General features: G+C 73.0%; 21 protein-coding genes. 3 read left to right on the plus strand and 18 right to left on the minus strand.

Going from position 1 to position 25,038, the window contains the following annotated elements; genetic code table 11:
- The first annotated feature begins 82 nt into the window (after positions 1-82).
- A complete protein-coding gene (gene lexA / locus AC0NH5_RS06885; RefSeq protein WP_474401061.1) occupies positions 83-706 on the plus strand; it encodes a transcriptional repressor LexA in 624 nt (207 codons plus the stop codon).
- A gap of 276 nt (positions 707-982) precedes the next feature.
- Here the strand turns inward: lexA and AC0NH5_RS06890 are convergent, their stop codons facing one another.
- From AC0NH5_RS06890 to AC0NH5_RS06945, 12 genes are read right to left on the minus strand one after another with little or no spacing between them, the layout of a single operon-like run.
- Positions 983-1,720, minus strand: coding sequence for a formylglycine-generating enzyme family protein (locus AC0NH5_RS06890; protein WP_474401063.1), 738 nt, complete (start codon positions 1,718-1,720; stop codon positions 983-985).
- Positions 1,699-2,937, minus strand: a complete 1,239-nt coding sequence (locus AC0NH5_RS06895; protein WP_474401064.1) for an O-antigen ligase family protein — start codon at positions 2,935-2,937, stop codon at positions 1,699-1,701. Before AC0NH5_RS06895 ends, AC0NH5_RS06890 begins: the two co-directional genes overlap by 22 nt.
- Positions 2,934-4,220 (minus strand): lipopolysaccharide biosynthesis protein, encoded by a 1,287-nt coding sequence (locus AC0NH5_RS06900; protein WP_474401066.1) that lies wholly within the window; start codon positions 4,218-4,220, stop codon positions 2,934-2,936. The genes AC0NH5_RS06895 and AC0NH5_RS06900 overlap by 4 nt, the downstream gene beginning before the upstream one ends.
- The gene (locus AC0NH5_RS06905) at positions 4,207-4,878 is read right to left on the minus strand and encodes a sugar transferase (protein ID WP_474401068.1); all 672 of its coding nucleotides are present in this window, start codon (positions 4,876-4,878) and stop codon (positions 4,207-4,209) included. Before AC0NH5_RS06905 ends, AC0NH5_RS06900 begins: the two co-directional genes overlap by 14 nt.
- The gene (locus tag AC0NH5_RS06910) at positions 4,875-5,525 is read right to left on the minus strand and encodes a GNAT family N-acetyltransferase (RefSeq protein WP_474401070.1); all 651 of its coding nucleotides are present in this window, start codon (positions 5,523-5,525) and stop codon (positions 4,875-4,877) included. Before AC0NH5_RS06910 ends, AC0NH5_RS06905 begins: the two co-directional genes overlap by 4 nt.
- Entirely contained in the window at positions 5,518-6,579 is a 1,062-nt protein-coding gene (locus AC0NH5_RS06915; protein WP_474401072.1) for a DegT/DnrJ/EryC1/StrS family aminotransferase, read from the minus strand. Before AC0NH5_RS06915 ends, AC0NH5_RS06910 begins: the two co-directional genes overlap by 8 nt.
- Positions 6,576-7,574 (minus strand): glycosyltransferase family 2 protein, encoded by a 999-nt coding sequence (locus AC0NH5_RS06920; RefSeq protein ID WP_474401074.1) that lies wholly within the window; start codon positions 7,572-7,574, stop codon positions 6,576-6,578. The genes AC0NH5_RS06915 and AC0NH5_RS06920 overlap by 4 nt, the downstream gene beginning before the upstream one ends.
- Positions 7,575-7,580: 6 nt before the next feature.
- A complete protein-coding gene (locus AC0NH5_RS06925; RefSeq protein ID WP_474401076.1) occupies positions 7,581-8,693 on the minus strand; it encodes a DegT/DnrJ/EryC1/StrS family aminotransferase in 1,113 nt (370 codons plus the stop codon).
- The gene (locus AC0NH5_RS06930; protein ID WP_474401078.1) at positions 8,668-9,615 is read right to left on the minus strand and encodes a transketolase family protein; all 948 of its coding nucleotides are present in this window, start codon (positions 9,613-9,615) and stop codon (positions 8,668-8,670) included. The genes AC0NH5_RS06925 and AC0NH5_RS06930 overlap by 26 nt, the downstream gene beginning before the upstream one ends.
- Positions 9,612-10,418, minus strand: coding sequence for a transketolase (locus tag AC0NH5_RS06935; RefSeq protein ID WP_474401080.1), 807 nt, complete (start codon positions 10,416-10,418; stop codon positions 9,612-9,614). Before AC0NH5_RS06935 ends, AC0NH5_RS06930 begins: the two co-directional genes overlap by 4 nt.
- The gene (locus tag AC0NH5_RS06940; protein ID WP_474401082.1) at positions 10,418-11,158 is read right to left on the minus strand and encodes a TylF/MycF/NovP-related O-methyltransferase; all 741 of its coding nucleotides are present in this window, start codon (positions 11,156-11,158) and stop codon (positions 10,418-10,420) included. Before AC0NH5_RS06940 ends, AC0NH5_RS06935 begins: the two co-directional genes overlap by 1 nt.
- Positions 11,155-12,573 (minus strand): tyrosine-protein kinase domain-containing protein, encoded by a 1,419-nt coding sequence (locus AC0NH5_RS06945; protein ID WP_474401084.1) that lies wholly within the window; start codon positions 12,571-12,573, stop codon positions 11,155-11,157. Before AC0NH5_RS06945 ends, AC0NH5_RS06940 begins: the two co-directional genes overlap by 4 nt.
- A 170-nt stretch (positions 12,574-12,743) precedes the next feature.
- On the opposite strand from AC0NH5_RS06945, the gene AC0NH5_RS06950 reads away from it, so the two are divergent.
- Entirely contained in the window at positions 12,744-14,549 is a 1,806-nt protein-coding gene (locus tag AC0NH5_RS06950) for a polysaccharide biosynthesis protein (RefSeq protein WP_474401085.1), read from the plus strand.
- Positions 14,550-14,574: 25 nt separating this feature from the next.
- Here AC0NH5_RS06950 and AC0NH5_RS06955 read toward each other — a convergent pair whose 3' ends face one another.
- The 5 genes from AC0NH5_RS06955 to AC0NH5_RS06975 form a co-directional block, all read right to left on the minus strand.
- Entirely contained in the window at positions 14,575-19,407 is a 4,833-nt protein-coding gene (locus AC0NH5_RS06955) for a DUF4011 domain-containing protein (protein ID WP_474401087.1), read from the minus strand.
- 136 nt (positions 19,408-19,543) lie between these two features.
- Positions 19,544-20,167 (minus strand): TetR/AcrR family transcriptional regulator, encoded by a 624-nt coding sequence (locus AC0NH5_RS06960; protein ID WP_474401089.1) that lies wholly within the window; start codon positions 20,165-20,167, stop codon positions 19,544-19,546.
- A 14-nt stretch (positions 20,168-20,181) separates the two neighbouring features.
- On the minus strand, positions 20,182-21,750 hold the full coding sequence (locus AC0NH5_RS06965) for an MFS transporter (RefSeq protein ID WP_474401091.1): 1,569 nt from the start codon (positions 21,748-21,750) through the stop codon (positions 20,182-20,184).
- A gap of 178 nt (positions 21,751-21,928) precedes the next feature.
- Complete coding sequence (locus AC0NH5_RS06970; RefSeq protein ID WP_474401093.1) at positions 21,929-22,387, minus strand: MaoC family dehydratase; 459 nt, start codon at positions 22,385-22,387, stop codon at positions 21,929-21,931.
- A gap of 208 nt (positions 22,388-22,595) precedes the next feature.
- The gene (locus AC0NH5_RS06975) at positions 22,596-23,351 is read right to left on the minus strand and encodes an SIR2 family NAD-dependent protein deacylase (RefSeq protein ID WP_474401095.1); all 756 of its coding nucleotides are present in this window, start codon (positions 23,349-23,351) and stop codon (positions 22,596-22,598) included.
- A gap of 151 nt (positions 23,352-23,502) precedes the next feature.
- On the opposite strand from AC0NH5_RS06975, the gene AC0NH5_RS06980 reads away from it, so the two are divergent.
- A complete protein-coding gene (locus tag AC0NH5_RS06980) occupies positions 23,503-23,694 on the plus strand; it encodes a hypothetical protein (RefSeq protein ID WP_474401096.1) in 192 nt (63 codons plus the stop codon).
- Positions 23,695-24,178: 484 nt separating this feature from the next.
- On the opposite strand, the gene AC0NH5_RS06985 is transcribed toward AC0NH5_RS06980, so the two are convergent.
- A complete protein-coding gene (locus AC0NH5_RS06985) occupies positions 24,179-24,988 on the minus strand; it encodes an alpha/beta fold hydrolase (RefSeq protein ID WP_474401097.1) in 810 nt (269 codons plus the stop codon).
- Positions 24,989-25,038: the final 50 nt, after the last annotated feature.

Raw genomic sequence — 25,038 nt, forward strand, 5'->3', positions numbered from 1 at the left:
AGGGTACGACCCAAGTGGCTCGAACGTGCGGTTTCGGTCGCCATTAGTACACGTGATCTAATCGTGCGGTAGGGTGCGGGACATGAGTATCGACAGCGGTGAGGGACCGTCCCGTCCCATCACCGCGAGGCAGGAGCGCATCCTCGCCGTGATTCGCGATTCGGTCCGCGACCGCGGCTACCCTCCGACCGTCCGGGAGATCGGCGCGGCCGTCGGTCTCGTCTCGCCCTCCTCGGTCTCGCACCACCTCAAGGCGCTGGAGCGGCACGGCCTGTTGCGCCGCCGCCCCAACGAGTCCCGTGCGGTCGATGTGCGGCGGCCGGTCGCCGACCCCTCGATCACCGTGCCGGTGCTGGGCGACATCGCGGCGGGCGCGCCGATCCTCGCCGAGGAGCACGTGACCGACCACATCACCGTGTCCCGGGACATGGTCGGCCACGGCACGTTCTTCGCGCTCAACGTCAAGGGCGACTCGATGATCGACGCGGCGATCTGCGACGGCGACGTCGTGGTGGTGCGCCGCCAGCCGGTCGCGGAGAACGGTGACATCGTCGCCGCCCTGATCGGCGACGAGGCCACCGTCAAGGTGCTCCGCCGCCGCGCCGGCCGGGTCGAGCTGGTCCCGCGCAACCCGATCTACCAGATCATCCCGGGCGACGACGCGATCGTGCTGGGCAAGGTGGTCTGCGTGATGCGCCGCCTCTGACCCGGACAGCGACCGGCCTCGCGGCGGCGGCGAGCCCGCGACGGTGGCGAGCCCGCGACGGTGGCGAGCCCGCGACGGTGGCGAGCCCGCGACGGTGGCGAGCCCGCGGGGGGGTGGCGAGCCCGCGGGGGGGCGAGCCCGCGGGGTAGGGGGCCGGCCGGCGGTGTTGACGACGCCCGCACGGGGTGGTGAGCCCGTGCGGTGGCGAGCCCGTGCGGTGGCGAGCCCGTGCGGTGGCGAGCCCGTGTGGGAGCGGCGAGCCCAGCGGGCAGCGGCTCAGCCCGGCAACGACCGCGCCACGCGGAAGCTGACGTCGTCGATGCGCAGCGACGGGTGGCTGCGCCGGCGGACCGAGGCCCGGCAGCTCCAGTGCTCGTCGAACCACCCGCCGCCACGCAGCACCCGATAAGCGCCGTACGCCTCGGCGTCGTACACGTCCCAGCACCAGTCCCACGCGTTGCCGAGCATGTCGTACAGCCCCCACGCGTTCGGCTGCCTGCGGCCCGCCTCGCGCAGCTCCGCGCCCGAGTTCCCGCGGTACCACGCGATCTCGTCGAGCGGCCCGTGTCGCGGGCCGGTGCTGCCCGCCCGGCACGCGTGTTCCCACTCGGCCTCGGTCGGCAGCCGGTACCCGTCCGCGGCACGGTCCCACCGCACGCCGGGTTCACCGGCGGCGGGCAGCAGGCTGCCGTCCTCCAGCAGGCGGCCCTCGGTGTCCACCCGGCCGCCGGCCGAGAACCGCCCGTGGGCGGGCGGCGCGCTGCCGGGCGCGGCCGTGCCGGCCGGCCGGAACTGGTACGCGGGTGTCAGCCCGTCCCGCTCGGAAAGCGCGTTGCAGTGCCGGAGCGCGTCCCACCACGAGGTGTCGACGACCGGCCGGCCCCGGTCGTCGAGGACCGGGGTGGCGGCGAGCCGGAACGCGGCGACCTCGGCGTCCCACCGGCGGCCGGAGCGGCGGTCGTGCAGCGTCACCGTCCCGGCCGGGACGGTGATCAGGACGAGACTCGGCTCCACGGGTAAGCGATCGTACCGGCGGGGTGGACGGTGGGCGGGGCCGGGCGCACCGCGGCGAGGACCAGCAGGATCCACATCAGGCGGGCGTCGAAGTAGTCGCCGGAGAACAGGCAGCTCGCGCCGATGAAGATGCCGCAGTAGGCGGCCGTCCGCGCCTCCGGTCCACGCTGGTCGCGGGGCGTCCGGGCGTACGCGTGCCAGAGGGTGAACCAGGCCAGGCCGAGCAGGGTGAGGCCGACGAAGCCGCCTTCGGCGGCGATCGACAACGGCAGGTTGTGCACGTAACGCTCGCCCTCGCCCAGGTTGGCGATGGCGTGGAAACCGTTGATGCCGGTGCCGAACAGCGGCCGCTGCCAGAACAGCCGCAGGGCCCAGGCGAACAACACGTCCCGGTCCGAGGTGTAGCCCTGCCCGACGGTGGCGTCGATGAACCGGGTCTGGACGAACCCGGCGATCACGTGCCCGGCGGTGAGGCCCAGGATGATCGACAGCACGACCAGGGTGGCCAGCGGCTTGGCGAGCTGGTCCCACCGGGGTTTGGGCCGGATCGCGATCAGCGCGATGAACGCGGTGATGCCGAGTGCCGCGAAGCCGCCTCGGGAGCCGGAGGCTAGCGCACCGAACAGGAAGAACGGGATCGGCGCCAGCCAGCGCAGCTTCGCGCCGCTGCGGGCGTACAGGTACATCGAGGTGAAGACCCCGAGGATCATGATCCGGACGAAGACGTTGGAGCCGCCGCCGAGCGCGGCCCACCGGCCGCTGGGGTCGTGGCCGCGCCCGGTCGAGGCGGCCAGGAAGTACACCCAGGCCGCGATGTGGAAGCAGACGAGGGTGACCCGGGTGACGTGGTCGCGGTCCCATTTGGCCAGCGTGTAGTAGACGGCGATCAGGAAGACGACCGCGCAGAGGTCACCGATCATCGGCCCGACGATCGCGCCGGGCGGCACCCAGGTGGCCGAGAGCACCTGATATCCGTGCAGGCCCACGATCGGGAGCACGCAGTAACCGCCCAGCGCGGCCCGGGGCCCGATCCGGTGCGCCTCCAGCAGCAGGCACAGGATCACCACCAGGTACAGCACGACACGGACGTCGTTGAGCAGCGGCACGTCCAGCCCGAGGCGGGTCAGCACGAAGCGGCCGGCGAGCGCGGCGAGGAAGGCGATGACGATGACGAGGCCGGGCCGCGGCGGCTCGGCCCGCAGCACCGGACCGGTCATCGCAGAGCCCGGACGACCAGGCGTTCCGTGCAGATGCCGAGGATCGTGGCGGCGGTGCACAGGGCGAGCGCGGCGGCGTACGGCGGGACGAAGACGACCGACAGGACGTGGGTGAGCAGCACCTGCACGGCCAGGCAGCCGAGCAGCACCCGGCTGACTATCCGGGGTTCGAGCAGCGCGTCCAGGGTGGGCCGGCCGGCGTAGAAGACTGCCAGCGGGATCGCGGCCAGCACCCCGGCGCGCAGCACCCCGGTCGCCTCGGCGAACTCCGGGCCCAGGAAGCCGCGCACCAGCGCCGGGGCGACCAGCGCGAACACGGCGGCGGCCGCGGTGGCGAGGCCGGCCGCGAGCAACGGCAGCAGGGTGAGCACGTGCCTGGTCGCGCCGCGGTCGCCGGCGTGGTGGAACAGGCGGCTCAGCCGGGGCAGCAGCACCGGGGTGAGCATGCCGAAGAACGAGCAGATGAGCGTGACGGCGGAGGTGGCGAAGCCGATGTAGCCCGCCTCGGGACCGCCGGGGAGCGCGGCTGCCACGGCGAAGGTGGGATAGGTGAGGAACGCGGGCAGGGCCAGATCGCCGGGGAGCCTGCGCAGGCCGTACCCGAAGAGGGTCTTGGGGGTGGGGTCGGCGATCGGGTGTGGCGCCGGCGGCGCGGGGTGGTGCTGGCGGACCGTCGCCGCGCCCCAGGCCGCGACCAGCACCATGCCCGCGCCCTGCAGAATCAGGAAGTCGTCGATCCGCTCGGTGACGGACAACGCGATGATCGGGATGAGGCCGAGGCCGACGGCCGAGATCGCGTTGGAGCGGGCGACCTGATGGGCGCCGCGCAGCGCGGCGACCGCGAGGGTGCAGAGGCAGTTGCCGGTCAGCATGACCAGAACGGCGCCGACGGCCCCGGCGCCGCCACCGAGACCCAGCATGCGGGCGAGCCACGGACTGACGGCGAGCCCGACGAGCGCGAACGCGATCGCCAGCACGGCGTCGGCCAGGAAGATCTGGCGCGCCAGTCGCTCGGCGCCCGCGTGGGTGCGCGGGAGGAAGCGCTGCAGAGCCGGTCCCAGGCCCACCGTGACCAGGGGCTGGAAGCTGCTCACCACCCCGCGGGCGATCTGGTAGTAAGCGAAGCCCTCCACACTCCCGCGCCGGGCGACGAGGTGGAACAGCAGGAGCCCGGCGCCGATCACGAACCACTGCGCCAGCAGCGTGCCGGCGTAGTCGCGCCGGACGGCGGCCGGAACGGTGCTCAGCAGCGACCCGAGCGAGCGGCCGTCACCGCCGGACATTCGCCAGGTCGAGCGGCACCACACGTTGCAGCAGCTCGGGGGTGCGCCGATAACCGAGCACGGCCAGCGCGGTGAGGGCGAGGATCTCCAGGTCGGTCCGCAGGCTCACGCGCTCCACGTAGGCGAGGCCGAGCGCGATCTTGCCGGGCCGGATCAGCTCGTCGTACGCCCGGTCCACGTCCTGGTGCCCGGCCAGGATCGCCCCCTCGTCGTGGAACACGATGGACGCCCAGTCGGTGACGCCCGGCCGCACGTCCAGCAGCCGCATCTCGTCCGGGGTGTACCGCTGCACGTCCGAGGCGACCTGGGGCCGCGGCCCGACCAGGCTCATGTCGCCGATCAACACGTTGACCAGCTGCGGCAGCTCGTCCAGCTTCCAGCGGCGCAGCAGCCGCCCGGTCCGGGTCAGGCGGGGGTCGTCGTCGGCGGTGGACGGGCCGCCGAGCCGGGCGGCGTCCACCACCATGCTGCGGAACTTGAGCATCGGGAAGGGCCGCCCGTACCGGCCGACCCGGGTGCCGCGGTAGAGCACCGGCCCGCCGTCCTCCCGCTTGATCCGCCACGCCAGGACCGCGGCGACCGGCGTCGTCGCGGTGATCGCGACGCCCGCCACCAGGATGTCGATCGCGCGTTTCAGCAGCTCGTAGCGGCTGGTCATGATCGCAGCCTAGCCAGTGAAGATCGTCGGGGTGGGCTGATCGGATATACGTAGACGCGGGACCTGGCCCCCCGGTGCACCGAGGTCCAGCCGTGCAGCACGGCGCCGGACTTCTCGTAGAAGCTGTGCGCCCGCCGCTGGTGCTCGCCGGTCACCACCTTGACGGCGGTCTCGCCGCGCTCGGCGAACCAGGTCATCAGATGCTCGTAGAGTCGGCCTGCGACGCCGTGGCCGCGCATCTCGGGCACCACGACGAAGTTGATGATCTCGGCGCGGGGGAGGGTGGGGTCGGTGGACCCGGGATAGGCCAGGGTCTCCAGGAGGCGGACCGCGCGCCGGGGGTCGAGCAGACGGGGCACCAGCAGCGGGATCGCGGTGGCCCAGCGGCGCCGGGCGAACTCGCGGAACAACGCCGAGGTGTCCGTCGATCCGCAGATGTATCCGAGCGGCCGGCCGGTGGGGACGTGCTCGGCGAGGAAGAGGGCGCCGTGCCGGCTGCCGGCCAGGTGGCGGTAGAGGAGCCTCAGCACCGGCCGGCCGAGGGAGGTGAGGAAGCCCTCCGAGACGCCGAGCACGTGCAGGTCGGCGATGCAGCCGATCTGCCGGGCGGTCAGCGGGCGGCTGACGATGCGGAACTGCTCAGGCATGGGCCGCCACCGCCTGCCTCCCGGCCAGGAAGCTGACGTGCCGGAGAAGCCGGGGCAGCGTGATGTCGGCCCGGACGGGCAGCGTGACGACATGTTCCGCCGCCCATTCCGCGTGCGGGCAGGACCCCGGGGTGTACCCGGCGGCGGTCAGCGCGTCCCCCGACAGCGGATGGACCGGCGAGCTGAACCAGTCACCCAACTCGATCCCGGCTGCCGTCGCGTCGCCGAGCACCCGCTGCTTGTCCGCGACCACGACCGGGATCCGCAGCGGCAGCTCGGCCGCCACGTGCGGGATCCCCCGGCGGGACAGCTCGGCCCGATAGGCGGCCGCCACCCGGCGCCGCCGCTCGGCGCGCCCCCGGCCGGTCGCCAGCCGGCCCGGCAGCCGCCGCTGAACCCCGCGGCTCATCCGCCACCCGTACTCGGGGCTGACCAGCGGGTCCGGCGCGTACGAGCCGACCACCAGGCCCGCTCCCGCGAGCCGCCGGTAGAGCGATCGGAGCCGCCACACCATCCCGGAGCCGGCCGCCACCTGATGAGCGAGGTACTCCGCGGTCATCAACAACTCCCGTTTCAGCGGCGGCAGGCCGAGCCGCGCGTACCGTGCCCGCATCTCCGCGGCCAGTCCCGGGTCGTGCACCAGCGCGCTGCCGCCGACCCCGGCCACCACCGGCTTACCCCACTCGTAGGAGTAGAACGCCGCCACACTGCGCTGGTCCGCGTCGATCCCCGGAGTGACGTGGCAGCGGTCCTCCACGATCGGCACGCCCGCCGGCATCCGGTCCAGCGCCACCGGGATCCCGAAGGTGTGCTGCACGATCACCGCCCGCGTGCGCGGTGTGACGGCCTCCCGTGCGAGCTGCGGGTCCATGCCGAAGGTCGCGCGCTCGACATCCACATAGACCGGCCGCGCCCCCAGCCGCAGCAGGGGTTCGATCACCGCCGCGCAGGTGTACGCCTGCACCAGCACCTCGTCGCCGGGCCTCACCCCGAGCCCGCTGAGGATCTCGTGCAGTGCCACCCGCCCTCGGTAGTAGTGCAGGACCTCGGTCATCGCCCACGCTCCAGGAGAGCCTTGACCGAGCCGGCGCCGTACAGCACGTGGGTGGTCAGGAAGACGGCCGGCAACGCGGCCACCAGCCGGGGGTCACGGTGCTGCCGCGCCAGACGTGCCGCGACGGCAAGAGCACTGAGGGCGTACGCGCAGAGCACCGTCCCGGTGGCCCGTCGTGCGGTCCGGCTCACCGGCGACAGGGCGGTGCCCGCCGCCACGCCGAGGACGAAGCCGAGCGGCACCACGTTGCGCCACGACCCGATCCACCGGCCCACCGCCCGGCTCGCCTTGAACGGCCAGTACCCGGCCTCGATCGTCCACCCGCAGAACTCCCGGAAGTCGCTGCGCGCGTAGTAGGTGCAGGTGATCTCCGGCAGCAGCAGGATCTGCCCGCCGGCAGCACGCAGCCGCTGGTTGAACTCGCGGTCCTGGGCCCGGGTGAGCTTCTCGTCGAACAGGCCGATCCGGTCGAACACCGACCGCCGGTAACAGCCGCCGAACACGGTGTCCACCCACTGCGGCCCCTCCGCGCCGGTCCGGTACTTCGAGTTCCCGGCGCCGAAGACGCTCGTGGTGGAGAGCGCGATGGCCCGCCCGAGCAGGGTGTCGTCACGGGCCCGGGAGAGCCGCACGCCGCCCACGTTGTCCGCGCCGGGGTTCTCCAGCAGCGCCCGTACGCACCGTTCCAGGTAGTCCGGCGGGTATTCGGCGTGCACGTCGAGCCGGACGACGACGTCACCGCGGGCGGCCCGCACGCCCCGGTTCAGCGCGGCCGGCTTGCTGCGCCCCGGATTGTCGATCAGGCGCATGCGGGGGTCGCGGAGGGCGTACCGGCGGGCGATCTCCCGGGTGCCGTCGTCACTCATCCCGTCGATCAGCAGCACCTCCATCCGGTCCGCCGGATAGGTGGTGCCGAGCACCGAGTCGAGGAAGGCGGCCACGAACCGGGCCTCGTTCCAGCACGGGATGACGACGGTGAGGAAAGGCAGCTCCATGGTGGCCTACCCGGCGCCGAAGAACCGGCGGATGCTGCCGGCCACGTGATCGACCTGCCAGTCCGCCAGCTCCGGGTGCATCGGCAGGGAGACCACCTGACGGCAGAGCCGCTCGGTGTGCGGCAGGCTCCAGTGCTCCAGGCCGAGCCCGCGCTGCCGGTGCAGGGGGACCGGCCAGGAGATCAGGGTCTCGATGCCGTCCGCGGCGAGGTGCTCGACGAGCCGGTCCCGGGCGTCGGTGGTGACCGGGTAGTTCTGGAACACGTCACGGCGGCGGCTGTCGGCGTCCGGGCCGACCGGGATCCGCAGGCCGGGCACGTCGTGGAGCTGCTCGTCGTACCGGCGGGCCAGCTCGCGCCGGCGCTCGATCCAGCCGGGCAGCCGGGCCAGCCGGTAATCGAGGATCGCGGCCTGCAGGTTGTCGAGCCGGCAGTTGTAACCCCAGCCGTCGATCTCCGCCTTGCCGACCCGCCCGTGGTCGCGCAGCCGCAGCAGATCCTCGGCCAGCTCCTCGTCGTCGGTGAGCACCGCGCCCGCGTCGCCGAGCGCGCCGAGCAGCTTCGCCGGATAGAAGGAGTACGTGCTGGCCAGCCCGAAGGTGCCGGCGGTCTGCCCGTCGACGGTCGCGCCGAGGGCCTGCGCCGCGTCCTCCAGGACCACCGCGCCGACGTGGCCGGCCACCTTGGTCACCTCGGCCATGTCGACGGTCCGGCCGTTCAGATGCACCGGGATGATCACCTTGGTGCGTTCGGTGACCCGCTCGGCGAGCTGCCCGGTGTCCATCAGGTGGTCCGGGCCGATGTCCACGAACACCGGCGTGGCGCCGCGCAGCACGAACGGCGAGATCGTGGCGATGAAGGTGTGCGCCACGGTCACCACCTCGTCGCCCGGCCCGACGTCGAGCGCGTGCGCCAGCAGCCGGAGCCCGTCGGTGCAGTTGCTCACGCCGACGGCCCGGGCCGAACCGGTGAATGCGGCCAGATGCTGCTCGAAGTCGCGCAGCTGCTGACGCAGCATGAGGTCACCGCGGGCGATGGTGTCCTCGATGATCGGCAGCAGCTCCGCACGCTGCCGCCGCCACTGCTCCGGGTAGTCAACGAACCTGACTCGCCAGTCCATGGTGCGCCTCCAGATGGGTGCGGACGCGGTGGCTGATCGACTCCGGGTCGAGGCCGTACGCGCCGCGCAGGAACTCCTGGTCTCCGACGACGGAGGACGACTGATGCGGCAGCGCGATCCGGATCAGCGGGACCGCGGCCGCCGTCTCGGCGAGGACCTCGGCCACCGCGCTGCCCAGCCCGCCGACGATCGAGTGCTCCTCGACCGTGACGACGGCCGCGTACCCGGTCGCCGCCGACCGGACCGCGGCGGCGTCGAACGGGTCCAGCCAGGGGAACGACCGGACGTCCGCGCTGATCCCCTGCCGGCTCAGCAGCTCGGCCGCCCGGCAGGTCACGTCGAGGATCGCGCCGGTGCTGCAGAGCAGCACCTCGCCGCCGCTGCCGAGCGCGATCGAGCTGCCGCGCGGAGCGTGCACGGCGCCGGTGTGCACGGCCGGCTCACCGGTCTTGCCCAGCCGCAGGTACGCCGGGCCGCCGCCGGCCAACAGGTCGGTGAGCACCGCGTCCACCTCGGCCGGGTCACCGGGCGCCGCGACCGCCATCCCGGGCAGCGCCCGCATGATCGCCAGGTCCTCGGTGGCGTGGTGGGACATGCCGAGCGCCCCGTACGCCAGCCCGCCGCCGACCGCCACCACCGTCACGTCCGCCTGGTGATAACAGATGTCGTTGCGGATCTGCTCCAGACATCGCAGGGTCGGGAAGTTCGCGATCGAATAGGTGAAGACCCGGGCCCCGCCGAGCGCGATCCCGGCGGCCAGCCCGGCCATGTTCTGCTCGGCCACCCCGGCGTTGACGAACTGACCGGGCCGGGCCGCGGCGAACTCGTCCACCGCTCCGAAGCCGAGGTCGGCGGTGATCAGCACCAGGTCCGGGTCGACCAGGGCGGCGGCCAGCAGCCCGGCGAAGAAGCGGTTCCTCATCCGGCGCCCACCTCGGCCAGCGCCCTGGCCAGCTCCTCGGCGGACGGTGGCCGGTAATGCCAGAGCACCTGGTCCTCCATGAACGAGACGCCCTTGCCCTTGACCGTGTGCGCCAGCACGCATCGCGGCCGGCTCCGGTCCGGCATCCGCAGCGCGGCGGCCAGCGCCCCGTGGTCGTGGCCGTCGACCTCGGTCACGGCCCAGCCGAAGGAGCGCCACTTGTCCGCGAACGGCTCCAGTCGCAACGTCTCCTCGCAGGTGCCGAGGGACTGCATGTTGTTCCGGTCGACGATCGCGGTCAGGTGCGACAGCTCGTGGTGGCCGGCGAACATGGCCGCCTCCCAGACGCTGCCCTCGTCGCACTCGCCGTCGCCGAGCAGCACGAAGGTGCGCCACGACCGGCCGGTCTGCCGGGCACGCCAGGCCAGCCCGGCGCCCACCGGCAGGCCGTGCCCGAGCGAGCCGGTGGAGAGCTCGACGCCCGGGATGCCGACGTGGCTGACATGCCCGGACAGGTACGAGCCGTTCTGGTAGTGCCGGTGCAGCACGGCCGGATCGAAGAAGCCGCGCTCGGCGAGAACGGCGTACAACGCGGCGCCGGCGTGGCCCTTGCTCATGATGAACCGGTCCCGGCCGGGCCATCCCGGGTTCGCCGGGTCCACCCGAAGGATGTCGGTGTAGAGCACGGCCAGCACGTCCGCGCAGGACAGCGCCGAGCCGACGTGCGAGCTGCGGCCGCTGCTGGTCATCCGCAGGACGTGGCCGCGGACGGCGCGGGCGGTGGACTCCGAGGCGAGCTCCATCAGAGCACCGCGTACCCGATGTACGGGTCGAACTCGAACCGGCGCAGCTGCAAGTTGTTCAGCCCGACCTCGTCCAGGACGGCGGCCGTCTCACCGGGCCAGAGCGGGTTGTCCAGCTCGTCGAAGGCGAGCACCGCGCCGCGGGGCAGCCGGGGCAGCAGATGGCGCAGCGCCACCGCCGTCGGTTCGTACAGGTCCAGGTCGAGGAAGAGCAGGCTGATCACCAGGTGCGGGTGGTCGGCGACGAACTTCGGGACGGTCTCGGTGACGTCGCCGCGGATCAGCCGGGCCTTGGGGAGGTGACCGAGGAACCGGTCGGTGTCGTAGATCTCCAGCAGTCGGCTGAGTTCGTCGTAGCTGTCCGAGGCCAGGTCGCCGGCGCGGACCCGGGTGGCCTCCGGGCGGTCCTGTTCAGAAACTGCGGGGAAGCCGCCGAACGAGTCGAACCCGTAGATCCGCCGGGTCAGGTTGGTGGGCTCCAGCGCCGCGCTGAGCTGGGCGAACGTCATGAAGCTGGCACCCCGGAACACCCCGCACTCGACGATCGAGCCCTTGACCGGCAACGCCAGCTTGAACAGCTCGTAGAGGGCGGCGAACCGGGTCACCTGGGCGCGGCGGGCGTACCGGGCCATGTTCGCCAGCCGGGTGGGCAGGTCGTCGGGGCTGGCGGCGAAGACCTCGGCGATGGCGCCGGGCACCTGCCGCTCGACCTCGTTCTGCAGCCCGCCGGGCGTGGTCATGGTGTCACTCCGATCAGCTCGCGGGACCACCACTTCGGTTTGAAGCCGGGGCGCCGCTGGGCCGGGGTCCGCGGGGAGACGTACTCGTCGAAGTTGGGGAACGCCTCCGGCCCCTTGCCCGGCACCATGTTCAGCACGCAGCCGAGCAGGGTGGCGTTGACCCCGTTCAGGGCCCGGACCGCGGCGGTGACCTGGGCGCCGGTGGTCCGGCTGAACCGGACCACGAGCAGCGTGCCGTCGGCGCGGGCGGCGACCACCTCGCCGTCGGTCACCGGCAGCAGCGGTGGGCAGTCGAAGATCACCACGTCGAAGCGCCGGCGGACCTCGTCCACCACCTCGGTCATCCGCGGCGAGCTGAGCAGCTCGCTCGGGTTGGGCGGCGGGTGTCCGCCGGCCAGCAGCCACAGACCGGCGCCCCACGGCTGGATCGCCTGGTCCACGGTGGCGCCGCCGGTCAGCACGGTGCTCAGCCCGGCGGCGTCGTCGCGGCCGAGGAACTGGGCCAGCCGCGGGTGCCGCAGCTCGGCGTCGACGACCAGCACCCGCTGGCCGGTCTCGGCGAACAGCATGGCCAGGCTGCAGGCGGTCGCCGAGCGGCCCTCGCCGGGGACCGCGCTGGTGACGGCGAGGGTCTTCAGCGAGGTCCCGGCCGCGGCGGACTGCAGCAGCGTACGCACCTGGCGCAGCGCCTCGGTGCGGGCCGAGCGGCTCTCCGACACGAACGGTCCGGGCCCGGTCGGCGCCCGGCGGTCGGCCGGCACCCGGGCCAGCACCGGCGCGCACGCGAGGGCCTGCAACGACTCGCCGTTGCGGACGGTGGCGTCGGAGACCTCCCGGAGCACTGCCGACCCGGCGCCGACGATCAGGCCGGCCATCAGCGCGAGAGCGAAGTTGTTGAGCGGCTGCGGCGCGACCGGGTCCTCGGCCAGGTGAGGCCCGTTGACGATCTTCGCGCGTACCGCCGGGCCGTCGTCGTCGGCGCTTGCCTCCAGGGTCTCGACGACGGTCATGAACCGGGCGGCGACCTTCGTGGCCAGCGCCACCGCCTTGACCGGCGACGGGTCCTCGACGATCAGCTCCAGCATCACGGTGTCGGCGATGGCCTCCGCGCTGATCCGCTCGCGCAGCTCGGTGGCGCCGATGCCGACACCGGCCGAGGCAGCGAGCGGCAGCACGATCTCGTCGCTGTCCAGCAGCTCGGCATAGGTGGCCATCCGGCTGGTGGAGAACATCGTGCCGGGGTAGAGGTCGGCGGCCATCTCCGAGGGCGTGGTGAAGATGAACGTGACGTGGGCCGCGTACACCGTTGTGGTCCGCATGTTCACCGCCTGAGCCACTCCGAGAGCGAGGAGAACAGAGGTCACGACCAGCCACCAGTGCCGCTTGGCGACCCGGAGATAATCGCGTAGGCCCATGCAGACCTCCCCGTTTCGTGGTCACTGCCACGATATGGCGCTTACCGGTCGCCAGTGCAGCAAAACGAGAAGTCACCTTTAACGTGAAAAACCTAGATAAGGTGGTTGGTACCGACTCGAGCGTGCTGGAGGTCGGCTTGGTCTTCGCAAACGACGTACGCGCTCGCTTGATGCGCCACCGCTGCCTGCTCCGGCTGGCCGTGGACGCTGTCGCCTGGGCCGCCGGCCTGCTGGCCGCCGTCCTCACCCGGTACGGCACCGACCTGACCCGCGACCGGCTTTCCGGCCTGTCCGCTGCCACCGTGCTCGCCGTGGTTCTGCACGCCGCTGTCGGCCACATCTGGCACCTCTACCGCGGCCGTTACCGGTACGCGAGCCTCGACGAGGTCCGTGCGGTCGCCGCCACCACCGTCGCCACCGCGGCCGGCCTGCTCGTCATCGGCCTGCTGCTGCCCCGGCAACCGGTGCCGGGCGTCGTGCCGGCCGTCGGCGGGGCCGTCGCGCTGCTGCTCATGCTCGCGGTCCGCTATCTCTGGCGCGCGCGCCGCTCCCGCAGCCGGCGCCCGGACGGGCAGACCGCGACCCCGGTGGTGCTCTTCGGCGCCGGGGAGGCCGGCGCCCTGCTGCTGCGCTCCATGCTGCACGACCCCGGCAGCCGTTACCTGCCGGTCGGGCTGCTCGACGACGACCCGCACAAGCGGCGCCTGCACGTGCTCGGCGTGCCGGTGCTGGGCTCCCGCCAGGACATCGCCGCCGTGCTGGCCGCGACCGGCGCGACCACGCTGGTCTTCGCGGTCGCCAACGCCGAGGCCGAGCTGGTCCGCGACGTCCGGGACCGGGCTGTCGCGGCCGGCGCGACGTTCAAGGTGGTGCCCTCGGTCAGCGAGCTGATGGACCACCCGGTGGCCGTCGAGGACATCCGCGACGTGCAGGTCACCGACCTGCTCGGCCGGCACCAGATCGAGACCGACCTGCGGGCCATCGCCGGTTACCTGACCGGCAAGCGGGTGCTGGTCACCGGGGCCGGCGGCTCGATCGGCTCCGAGTTGTGCCGGCAGATCCAGCACTTCCACCCGGCCGAGCTGATGATGCTGGACCGCGACGAGACCGCGCTGCAGGCGGTGCAGCTCTCCCTGGACGCGCGCGGCCGGCTCGACGACCCGTCGGTGATCCTGGCCGACCTGCGGGACGCCGAGCAGATCAAGGCCATCTTCCGTGACCGCCGCCCGGAGGTGGTTTTCCACGCCGCAGCGCTCAAACATCTCGCGCTGCTCCAGCGCCATCCCGGCGAGGCCGTCAAGACCAACGTGCTGGGCACCCTCAACGTGCTGGCAGCCGCCGAGCACGTGGAACGGTTCGTCAACATCTCCACCGACAAGGCCGCCGACCCGAGCAGCGTCCTCGGGTACGCCAAGCGCGCCACCGAGCGCCTCACCGCCTGGGTCGCCGGTCGCCGCCCCGGCACCTTCCTCAGCGTCCGCTTCGGCAACGTGCTCGGCAGCCGGGGCTCGGTCTTCACCACGTTCAGCGCCCAGATCGCCGACGGCGGGCCGGTCACCGTCACCCACCCCGACGTCACCCGGTATTTCATGACCACCCAGGAGGCGGTGCACCTGGTCATCCAGGCGGCCGCGATCGGCCGCGACGGCGAGGCGCTCGTGCTGGAGATGGGTGAGCCGGTGCGGATCGCCGAGGTGGCCCGGCAGATGGCCCAGCTCGCGCCGGCCCCGGTCACCATCCAGTACACCGGCCTGCGCGCGGGGGAGAAGCTCGCCGAGACGCTCTTCGGAGCCGGCGAGGTGGACCGGCGCCCGTTCCATCCGCTGATCTCGCACGTCGAGGTGCCACCGCTGGACGCCGCGCTGCTGGGGCGCCTGCACCCGGACGCGGATCCGGCCACCGTCACCGCCGAGCTGGCCGCCCTCTGCACCGCCGAGGACCCCACCGGGCACCCGGTGCTCTCCCCGGGCCGCTGAGAGCGGCGCCGTCCCGCGCGACTTCTCAGACCGTGTCGGCGACCGGAAGGGCTCCGGCGTGCCGCTCGGGCAGCGTCATCCGGCCGCCGGCCGCCCGCTCCAGGGCCGCCCGGAGCCGGGCCTCCTCGCCGTCGCGGTCCCGGTACCAGGCGATGGACCAGATCCGGTGCAGGTTCCAGCCCAGGCCGAGCAGCACCTGCTCGCTGAGCCGGTCCCGGTCGCGGGCCGCCGAGCACTCCCCGTACGCCGCTCCGTCGCACCGGATGCCGAGCGCATACCCCGCCTCCGGCTGCCCCGGCAGCCGCACGCCCAGGTCGACCCGGCCGCCGGCCCAGCCCAGGGCCGGGCTGGCCGGGTAGCCCCAGGACCGGATCGTGGCCAGCACCGACTCCTGGAACGGTCCCTCCGGCTCGCCGGCCGCCCGCTCCGGGACCGAGACCTCCAGGGCCGACGGTCCCCGCTCGGCGTAGTCGAGATAGCGGGCCAGCAGCCGCACACCCTCGTTGTCGTTCTCCGGGACGTCCCGGGCCGAGACCGAGGTGACGATCTCCACCCGGTAGCGGGCCCGGGTGATCGCCACGTTGAGGCGGCGCCAGCCGTTGGGCCGGTTGAGCGCCCCGAAGTTCGAACTGATCTTCCCGGTCTCGTCGAAGCCGTACCCGATCGAGAAGATCATCACGTCCCGCTCGTCACCCTGCACCGCCTCCAGGCTCTTCACGAAGAAGCCGTGCAGCCGATCGTCGTCGAGGATCCGGGTGAGTTCCGGCCGGTCGGCGGCGACCCGCTCGACGGCCAGCTCGATCGCCTCGGCCTGGGCCACCGAGAACGTCACCACGCCCAGCGACAGGCCGGGCCGCGTGGTGAAGTGGTGCACGATCCGCTCGGCCACCCGCTCCGCCTCGACCGGGTTGTCCCGGCTGCTGCTGCGCCGATAGACCCCGTCGGTCGGGATCAGCACCACGCCGCTGTCCGGCCCACCCGTGTTCGCGCTCGGGAAGACGCTGAGCCGACCCTGGTAGAACTCGTGGTTGGAGAACGCGATCAGCGCCTCGTGCCGGCTGCGGTAATGCCAGTTCAGGCCCAGGCTGGCGAACGCGCCGCAGCCCTTCGCCAGCTCCAGCACCGACTCGAAATCCAGCACCGGCAGCTCGTGCTCGAGCTCGTCGGCGGCGCCGAGCGCCCGGTCGAAGAACGAGGTCGGCGGCAGCTGGCGGTCGTCGCCCGCGGTGATCAGCGCGGCGCCGCGGTAGATGCAGTTGATCGCGTCGGCCGGGGTGACCTGGGACGCCTCGTCGAAGATCACCACGTCGAACCGGATGTCCGGCGGCAGCGACTGGGACACCGTCAGCGGCGACATCAGGAAACACGGGCGCAGGCCGAGCGCCAGATCCCGGGTCTGCGCGATCAGCTCCCGGACCGGCAGATGCCGGCTGGCCTTCATCGCCTCCCGGCGCACCAGGTCGGCGGCCGGGCTGTCGGCCGCCGGGCGGCGGGCCGCCACGGCCTCGGCGATGTCGCTGACCGCGGTGGCGGCCAATCTGCTGTCCAGACCACGGAACTCGGCGACGAGCCGGTCCCGGTCGGCCGCCCGCCACGGGCGCAGGCGCTGGTCACTCTGGATCACCGCGTCCGCCCAGGCGTGGTACACGGCCCGTTCCACGGCCGGTCGCACCTGGTCGGCGGAGAGCTGCCGGTCGGCGCAGAAGTCGACGACGCCTTCCAGGCCGTACCCGCTGAGGACCGCGCGGGCGTCCTGGGCGGCGAACCACTCCTCCTGACCGCCGGGCTCGGACCGGATCTGCTGCAGGAACACCCGCGCCTGCTCCGGGTCGGCGAGCCGTTGGGCGAGGTCGGCGCGGCGGGCCGGGGCGAACGCCTGGAGCACGCCCTGCCGGGCCGTAGCCCACTGGCCGGCGAGCTCGGCGAGCCCGGAGACGGGCCGCAGCTTGCGCAACGCGGTGGCCTGCGCCGGGCTCAGCGGCGCGTCGGACCCGGTGACCAGGGCCCGGGCGGCAGCCGTCCACTCCACCGCGGCGGTCAGCGCCGCCTCGTCGGTGTCCGCTCCCCGGTAGGCGTCCCCGAACACGCCGGTGAACTCGGTGGTGTGCGCGGACAGTGCCGCCTCGGCGCCGGCCACCTCCTGCCGGAGCCGGCCCAGCAGGCTCACCTCGGCGAAGTCCAGCGTCCGCCCGGTCGCCACGTCGTACGCGTGCACCACGGCGGCCACCGTCCCCAGGGCCGTCGCGTGCTGCCGCAGCCAGTCGATCGCGCCGTCGATCGGGCCGGAGACCAGCTCCGGGCGGTCCGCGGCGTACGGCCCGGGCCGCCCGGCCAGCACCGCGTCCCGGGCGGCGGTGGCGAGCCGGATGATCTCCTGATCGGACGACGGCGCGCAGACGTACGCGGCGACCGCCTGCACCGCTGCCGGCGGCGCCGAGCGGAGAGCCTGCTCGACGACCTGCAACGCCTCGTCGATCGAACCGAAGTCGGTGCCCCGCCCCTGCCAGTACCGGCCGAGCGCGGGCCCGTACGTCTGCTCCGCCGCGGCCAGATCGTGGCGCGCACGCTGCCAGGCCACCGCCGTCTCCAGCCGGGGCAGTGCGTCACGCACCGCGGCCGTGGGCAGCACGAAGGCCGCGACGACGCGGCGGTCCCGCCGGTACGCGCCGAACAGCTTGCGCAGGCCGCGGTGCACCCGGGTGAACCGGTCGGCCAGCTCCTCGACCGGCTGGGTGAGGATCGCCTCGGAGAAGAACGGCCGGGCCCGCACCTCGGCGGCGACCAGGTTCTCCAGCGCGCGCCGCAGCGCCTGCGCGCCGGTCGCGACGGTTGCCGCCGCGCCCGGGCCGAACCAGAACGGCTCCGGCTTGTGCCGGCGCGTGCCCAGCTCGGCGATGTCGGCGACCCGCCCGATGTCGGCCACCGTCACCGCCTTCGGCAGGCCCAGCTTGGCGGTCACCCGGTCCACCGCGGCGCGGTGCCGCTCCAGCTCGTCGGCGGCCTCGGTGCAGGTCTTCGCCTGCCGGTCCGCCTCCGTGGCGGTCAGCGACACGAGATCCACCGCCGCCGGGACCAGACCACCCAGATCCGGTACGGCGGGCAGCTCGGCGGGCGCGGGCAGAGCGGACCAGGAGGCGCCGGCCCGGCGGGTCGCCGACTCGCGGGCGGCCCTGATCGCGGTCAGCTCCCGGCCCAGGGCCTGCGCCGCCCGCCGGACCGGATCGAGCGTGGGCGCGGTCAGCCAGTCGTCGCGGGCCTGGTCGGGCCGGCGGCCGGCATGCGCGGCCAGCTCGGCAAGGGTGCCCGCGTCGTCCGGGCTGTCCAGCCCGAAGGCGGACGCCGACGCCCGGTCGCCGCGCATCGCCCGGGTGAGCCCGGCCAGGGCGCGTTCGGCCCGGGACAGGACCGGGTCGAGGGGCTCGCGCTTCGCCACGTCCCGCCACGGCAGGTCGTCGCGCTGCACCGCGGTGCGCCAGGCCGCGGCGAGCCGATCGGCGGCCTCGCGGACCCGGCGGATCGACTCCGGTGTCATGGTCGCGGGCGGGATCACCGGCACCGGGGCGGCCGGCGCGTCAGCGAGCTGGGCGCACAGCCCGAGCACGTCGTGCAGGCTACGGTCGAGCGGCTGCCGGACCTCGTTCATCGCCTCGGCGTACGTGCTGAGCTGTTCGCGCCGTTCGCGCGTACCCCTGCGGTCGGCCTGAGCGGTGGCGCCCCGCGGCGCCGGACCGTCGTCGAGGGCCGCGGCCAGCGCTGTCGCCACCTCTTTGCGGCCGGCCTTGTGCCCGTGCAGCTCCAGGACGTAGCGGTCGATGCCCGCCTCGACCAGCCGATGGTGCACGACGTCGAGCGCCGCGGCCTTCTCCGAGACGAACAGCACCCGTTTGCCGGCGTGCAGCAGGCAGCCGATCATGTTCGCGATCGTCTGCGACTTGCCGGTGCCGGGTGGGCCGTCCATCACGAAGCTGTGGCCGGCCACCGCGGCCGCGATGCAGGCCCGCTGGGACGCGTCGGCGTCGAGCACCAGCGGCACGTGCTCGGGGGCGGCGACCCGGTCGATCTCGTCGGCCGGGATCGGGTGGAAGCGGAAGGCGTCGGTCTGCCGGCCGGTGCCGGTGGTGGCGAGCGCCTGGATCACCGGGTGCCCGATGATCCGGTCCTCGTTGACCAGCAGGTCCCGGTAGATCGCCTCCTTGTGGAAGGTCAGATAGGACAGGAAGAGGGTCTGCTCGACGTGCCAGCCGCGCCGGCGGGACACCGCGCTGCGCAGCTCGGACCAGATCCGGCCCACCTCGACGTCCGGACCGGCGGCCGGTGGCTCCAGTCCCAGCCGGCGCAACCGGATGGCGAGCGCCGGGTTCAGCACCGCCTCCTCGTCGCGCATCCGCAGCCGGGGCGGGTCGCCGGCACCGGTGGTGACCAGCTCGACCGGCAGCAGCACGATCGGGCTGGCGTACGCGTTGCCGGCCTCGTCGCGCCACCGCAGCAGGCCGAACACCAGGTGCAGCACCGAGACGCCGCGGTCCAGGTATTCCTGCCGGGCCTTCTTGAGCATCCGGCGCAGCACCGCGTCGAGGGCCGGGTCGGGCATCTCGGTGCGCAGGACGTGGTCGGCGGAGGCGTACCGGTCCGGGTCCGCGCCGGTGCCGACGAGACCGCACTCCGATCCCTGGTGCAGGGCACCCATCACGACTTCCGGCTCGGGGCCGACGATCTCCACGAGGTCGGGATGGTCGGTCGGGAAGTTGATCAGCCGATTGGTGTCGCCCAGATCGACAAGGCTGTCCCGCCAGGCGTGCAGGGCCGCGCGCACCTCGGTCCGGGCCGGCACCAGCGCTTTTCCCGAAGGGTGTCTCATGTCCCGATTGCACCAAAGAGGCCATCTTTTTGCTGGCGAATCGTGATGCGGGCCGATCGTGCGGGAAACGGGCGATCGGCCTGCCGGGCCGGGAGCATCCACGGATGTGATCGCCGGCGGACGGTGGCGCGCCCTCTCAGGCGGCCGCGCCGCGCAGGACCGCGTCCACCAGCTTCTCCGCGAAGCCCTCGCCCGGCACGGTGAACGCACCCGGCACCATCGACCGCATCATCGACGGACCGTTGAGCATCAGCAGCGTGAGCTCGACGTCGAGGTCGGCCCGCAGCTCCCCGGACTCGACACCACGGCGCAGCACCTGCCGCATCACGTCCCGCCGGGGTTCGATCACCGCCCGGTACATCCGGGCCAGCTCGTCGTCGCGGATCAGCTCCGGGAGCAGGCAGGCGGTGACCCGGCCGTACCGCTTCGCGCGGGCCCCCCGGTTCGCGGCGATCAACGTGACCAGGTCGTCGCGGACCGACTCGCCGGCAAGCTCGGGCAGCGGGCCCTTCATCGCGCGGACAGCGTCGACGAGCAGGGCCTCCTTGTTGGGCCACCGCCGATAGATCGTCGCCTTGCCCACGCCGGCCCGGGCCGCCACCGCCTCGACGGAGATGGCGGCCGCGCTCTGGCCGTCGGCGAGCAGCGCCAGCACCGCTTCGAGAATGGCCTCGTCGGCCTGGGCGTTGCGGGGCCGGCCAGGAGCCTTGCGCTCCTGGCCGGTCTCGGGTGCTGCGTCGGCCGTGGTCATGGCGTTCATTGTTACCGACAGGTTTACGCGTCGGCCAACGCCAGGGCGGGTGGCTCGGTCGTGGCCGCGTCGGGTCCGGGCGCGGGGCGCTTACCGGGCAGCCAGAGCACCGCGACCAGGGTGCCGAGCAGGGCGAACACCGTGGTGCCCACCGCCGCGTAGTGCATCGCGGTGATGAACGCCGCGTTCGCCTGGTCGATCAGCTCGGCGCCGGCCGGGCCGGCCTGCGCGGCCACCGCGTACGCCCCGGCGACGGACTCCCGGGCCGCCTCCTCGGCGGCCGCGGGCAGGGCCTCGGTGGCGCTGCCGAGGTGCCCGCGATAGACGGACGAGACGACCGCGCCGAGCACGGCGACACCGAGCGCGCCGCCCAGCTGCCGGATCGTGTTGCTGACCGCCGAGCCGACGCCGGCCTTCTCCCGGGGGAGGGCAGCCATGATCGCCTCGGTGGCCGGCGGCATCACGTTGGCCATGCCGACGCCCATCAGGAAGAACGCCGCGCCGACCACCCAGATCGGGGTCTCCGCACCGATCAGCAGCCAGGTCGACAGCCCGGCCGAGACCAGCAGCAGGCCCACCGTGCTGACCACCTTCGGGCCGAACCGCTTGACCATCCCGGCGCTGAGCGGCGCGAAGATCATCTGACCGACGGCGAACGGGACGAACAGGGCGCCGGACATCAGCGGGCCGTACCCGCGGACCAGCTGCAGGTAGAACGCGCCGAAGAACATCGAGCCCATCGCGGCGAAGAAGATCAGGCCGATGATGCCGACCGACGCGGAGAACTGCCTGTTGCGGAAGAGCTTCACGTCCAGCGAGGGGAACTCGATCCGGCTCTGGAAGATCACGAAGCCGGTCAGCACCACCAGGCCGCCGGCGATCGTGCTCCAGGCCGCGATCTCACCGAAGCCGTCCTCGCCGCCCTTGATCACGCCGTAGGTCAGCAGCGTCAGGCCGACGATCGACAGCAGCACGCCGGGCACGTCGACGCGGTTCGGCTTGGGGTCACGCGACTCCGGCACCAGCACCAGCACCAGCACGACGCCGATGATCACGATCGGCACGTTGATCAGGAAGACCGAGCCCCACCAGAAGTTCTCCAGCAGCAGGCCACCGATGACCGGCCCGATCGCCACGGCGAGGCCCACGGCACCGGCCCACACCCCGATCGCGCGGGCGCGCTCCCTCGGGTCGAAGACGTTGGCGATGATCGACAGCGTGGACGGCATGACGGCCGCGGCACCGAGACCCATCACGGCGCGGGCCGCGATCAGCTGGTCCGGCGAACTGGCGTAGGCCGAGATCAACGACGCCACGCCGAAGATCACCAGGCCGGTGATCAGGGTGATCCGGCGGCCCAGCCGGTCGGCCAGGATGCCGGCGGTGAAGAGCAGCCCGGCGAAGACCAGGGTGTACGAGTTGATCGCCCACTCCAGCTCGCTCTGAGTGGCGCCGAGACCCTGCTCCGGGTTGGCGATCGTGCTCATCGCGACGTTCAGCACGGTGTTGTCGAGCACCACGACGAGCAGGCTGACGACCAGCACGCCGAGAATCGCCCAGCGCCGGGGATGCCCGGTCTGAGGTGTGTCCATGTCGCTACCCCCGGTTTCGATACGGAACGGTTCCGTATCCCTAGGGCACCGTAGGCCTACGGTCGGGAAAACGGAACGGTCTCGTATCGAATTGTGCTGCCGGTCACTGCCGCCCAGATCTTCAAGGCCCTGAGCGGGTACGACCGGCGCGTGGCCGACTCCCGCGGCTGTGCCGCTCCTAGGCGTAGTGCCGGTACACCGGGCGCGCCACGCAGGCCGGCTTCGACGACCCGTCCACCTCCACGGTGAAGTCGAACGTGCTCTGCACCCCGTTACCCGCCACGTCCTCGACACTGACCACCGTGGCGTTCAGACGGATCTTGGCACCCACCCGGACCGGGCTCGGGAACCGCACCTTCTCCAGCCCGTAGTTCACGCCCATCCTGATGCCCTGCACCGTCAGCAACGACGAGAACAGCGGGATGACCAGGGAAAGCGTCAGATAGCCGTGCGCGATCGGCGCACCGAACGGGCCGGCCTTGGCCCGCTCGACGTCCACGTGGATCCACTGGTGGTCCCCGGTCGCGTCGGCGAACGTGTTCACCCGCTCCTGGGTGATCTCCAACCACTCGGACGACCCGAGGTCCTTCCCGACGAGCGACTTGAGACCTTCGAGCCCCTGCACGGTGGTGGTCATGGCGACTCCTTCGACGACGGTGAGAGATCACCGTGCCACGGCGCACCCGTCCCGGTCACCGCGAAAATCGCCGGTTACCGCGTACCACCGAAAATCCCCACCCGCCGACGCCGTCCGCTCCGCCCCGCCCTTGCCGCCGCCCTCCGCGCCGCGCCCACCGTGGTGACTTGCGGTTCGCTTCGCACCCGAAGTCCCCACGCAGATGGGTTCACGGCCAGGCGGCGGTCACCAGGTCGGGCAGCACGCGCGCGGCCGAGCCGTGCAGATTCACCCGGGCGACCGGGTCGAGCGGCGTCGGCTGCGGGTTCACCTGGATGACCGCGGCGCCCGATCGAGCGGCCAGGCGGGGGATCTCGGCGGCCGGGTACACCAGTCCGGAAGTGCCGACGGTCAGCAGCACGTCGCAGCCGCCCGCCGCCCGCACCGCACTTTCGAGCGCCGACTCGGGCAGCGACTCACCGAACCACACCACCCCCGGGCGTACCGCACCGCCGCACACCGTGCACCGCGGAGGCGGCAACCGGCGGCCGTCCTCCGGCTCGCCGTCGGAGTCGGGCAGCGGCGCCGGCTGCGAGCACACCGAGCACCGGGGCGCGAACAGGCTGCCGTGCAGGTGTGCCGGCCGCGCCGAGCCGGCACGTTCATGCAGGTCGTCGACGTTCTGGGTGATCACGTCGGTGTGCGGGGCGTGCGCCTCGATCGCGGCCACCGCCTCGTGCCCCGGATTGGGCTGCACGCTGCTGACCTTGTGGCGGCGCCATTCGTACCACCCCCACGCCAGATCGGGGTCGTCCTGAAAGGCGCGCGGGGTGGCCAGCGACTGCGCGTCGAACCGCTCCCACAACCCGGTCAGGGCATCCCGAAAAGTAGGCACACCGCTCTCCGCCGAGATCCCGGCGCCGGTGAACACGACCACCCGCTGCGCCTGGGCCAGCAGTTTCGCCGCCTCAGTCAGGTGCTCCATCCGAACCCCTCCCGCCGTGAACGCGTACCCGGCACGCATGAGTCTGGCAGCGTCACCCGCGCCGCCGCATCACTGTTGCGCCCATGGGTCGTTGACCGGTCGAGTGAGGCGGTGTGCGGAGGAGTCGTTTAGTGTCCGGAGTGGACGGCTGATGACCGGGGCCTGGAAGAGCCGCGTGCGCAAGACCGGTTCCCGGGTGCTCTCCGCCGTGGGCAACCTCGCCACCCCGGTGGACCGTCCGGCCCGTTCCGACGAACACGTCAGCACCCTGGTCGCCGCAGTCACCGCGGTGGCGGGCGTGGCCTTCCTCCTGATCATGCTGATCACCTGGCTGACCCGCTGACCACCCACCGCCCGCACCCGCCGACGGGCCGCCCGCACCAGCCGCCGCACCCGCCGACAGGCTGACCGCACACGCCGCGGGCGGACAACCAGCCGTGGGGCCGGCTGGCAGTGGCGCATGATCCCGGCCGGTTCTTGCTGCGTGAGTGCCGGCCGGGCGCGTCGAGCCGGCAACGGGACATGATCCCGGCCCGTTCTTGCTGCGTGACTGCCAGCCGGCGGCGACCCCGAAGCGCCAGGACGTGTGTGGGGACTTCGGGTGCGGAGCGAACCGCAAGTCACCACAGTGGGCTGATGAGCTCAGCCCGGCGGACGCGGCAAAGGCTTGCGTGGCAAATGGTCGCGGTTTGGCCACGGGGCGCGGACGCTGCGGTTGGGGAGTCGTGGCCGTATCAAATGCTGTGTGGTGCTGTTCAGGGACCGCGCCGGGTGAGCGGCCACGCCGGGGGATGCCGTGGCGGGAGAGGCCGCGCCGGGTGAGGGGGTCAGCGGGAGCGGAGCAGCAGGCCGGCGCAGGCGGTGGGGTTGTCGGCGAACGGCAGGTGGCCGCACCCCGGCAGCCGGATGTGGCGGGCGGTCGGCAGCGCGACCCGCGCCCGGCGCGCCTGTGGGCGGTAGGGGAGCACGGCGTCGCGGGTGCCCCAGGCGATGGTGACCGGGATGCGGGTGAGGTCCCCGAGCGAGGTCGGTGACCACGGGGCGAGGCCGGCGAAACAGCGGCGGGCCTGGCTGAAGCCGGAGGCGGCGGCCAGGGCCCGGGCCGCGGCCAGGCAGTCGCCGGCGGGGAGCCGGACGGGGTGGGCGTAGAAGACGGAGCAGAAGGCGGCCCGCCCGGCCCGGGTGTCCATGATGCGGGGCAGGGCGGGGGAGAGGGTGACGGCGCCGGCGCGGGCGGCGGCGACGACGGCCTGGCACCAGCGGCGGCCGGTGACGCGCCAGAAGCCGATCGGGGCGAAGGCGGTGACGGAGCGGGCGTGGCCGCGGCGGCCGAGTTCGAGGGCGATGCCGCCGCCGAGCGAGTTGCCGGCGACGTCGGGGTGGTGGATGCCGAGTTCGTCGAGGAAGCCGGTGACCTGGTCGGCGAGGTGGGCCACCGAGCCGGGTTCGGGGCCGCCGGGGGCGGGGTCGTGCCAGTACGGCGAGTCGCCGAAACCGGGCAGGTCCAGGGCGATCACGTCGCGATGCCGGCTGACCCGGTCGAGGATGGGTGACCACACGCGCCAATGGCTGCCGAGGCCGTGCAGGAGCACGAGCGGTGGGCCGTATCCCCGGCGGGCGTAGGACAGCTCCGTCATCGCTCCACCCTTCCATCGCCGGACCTGAATGGCAGTGACGCGTTCGGGGG

The organism is Actinoplanes sp. 13 (assembly GCF_056134165.1).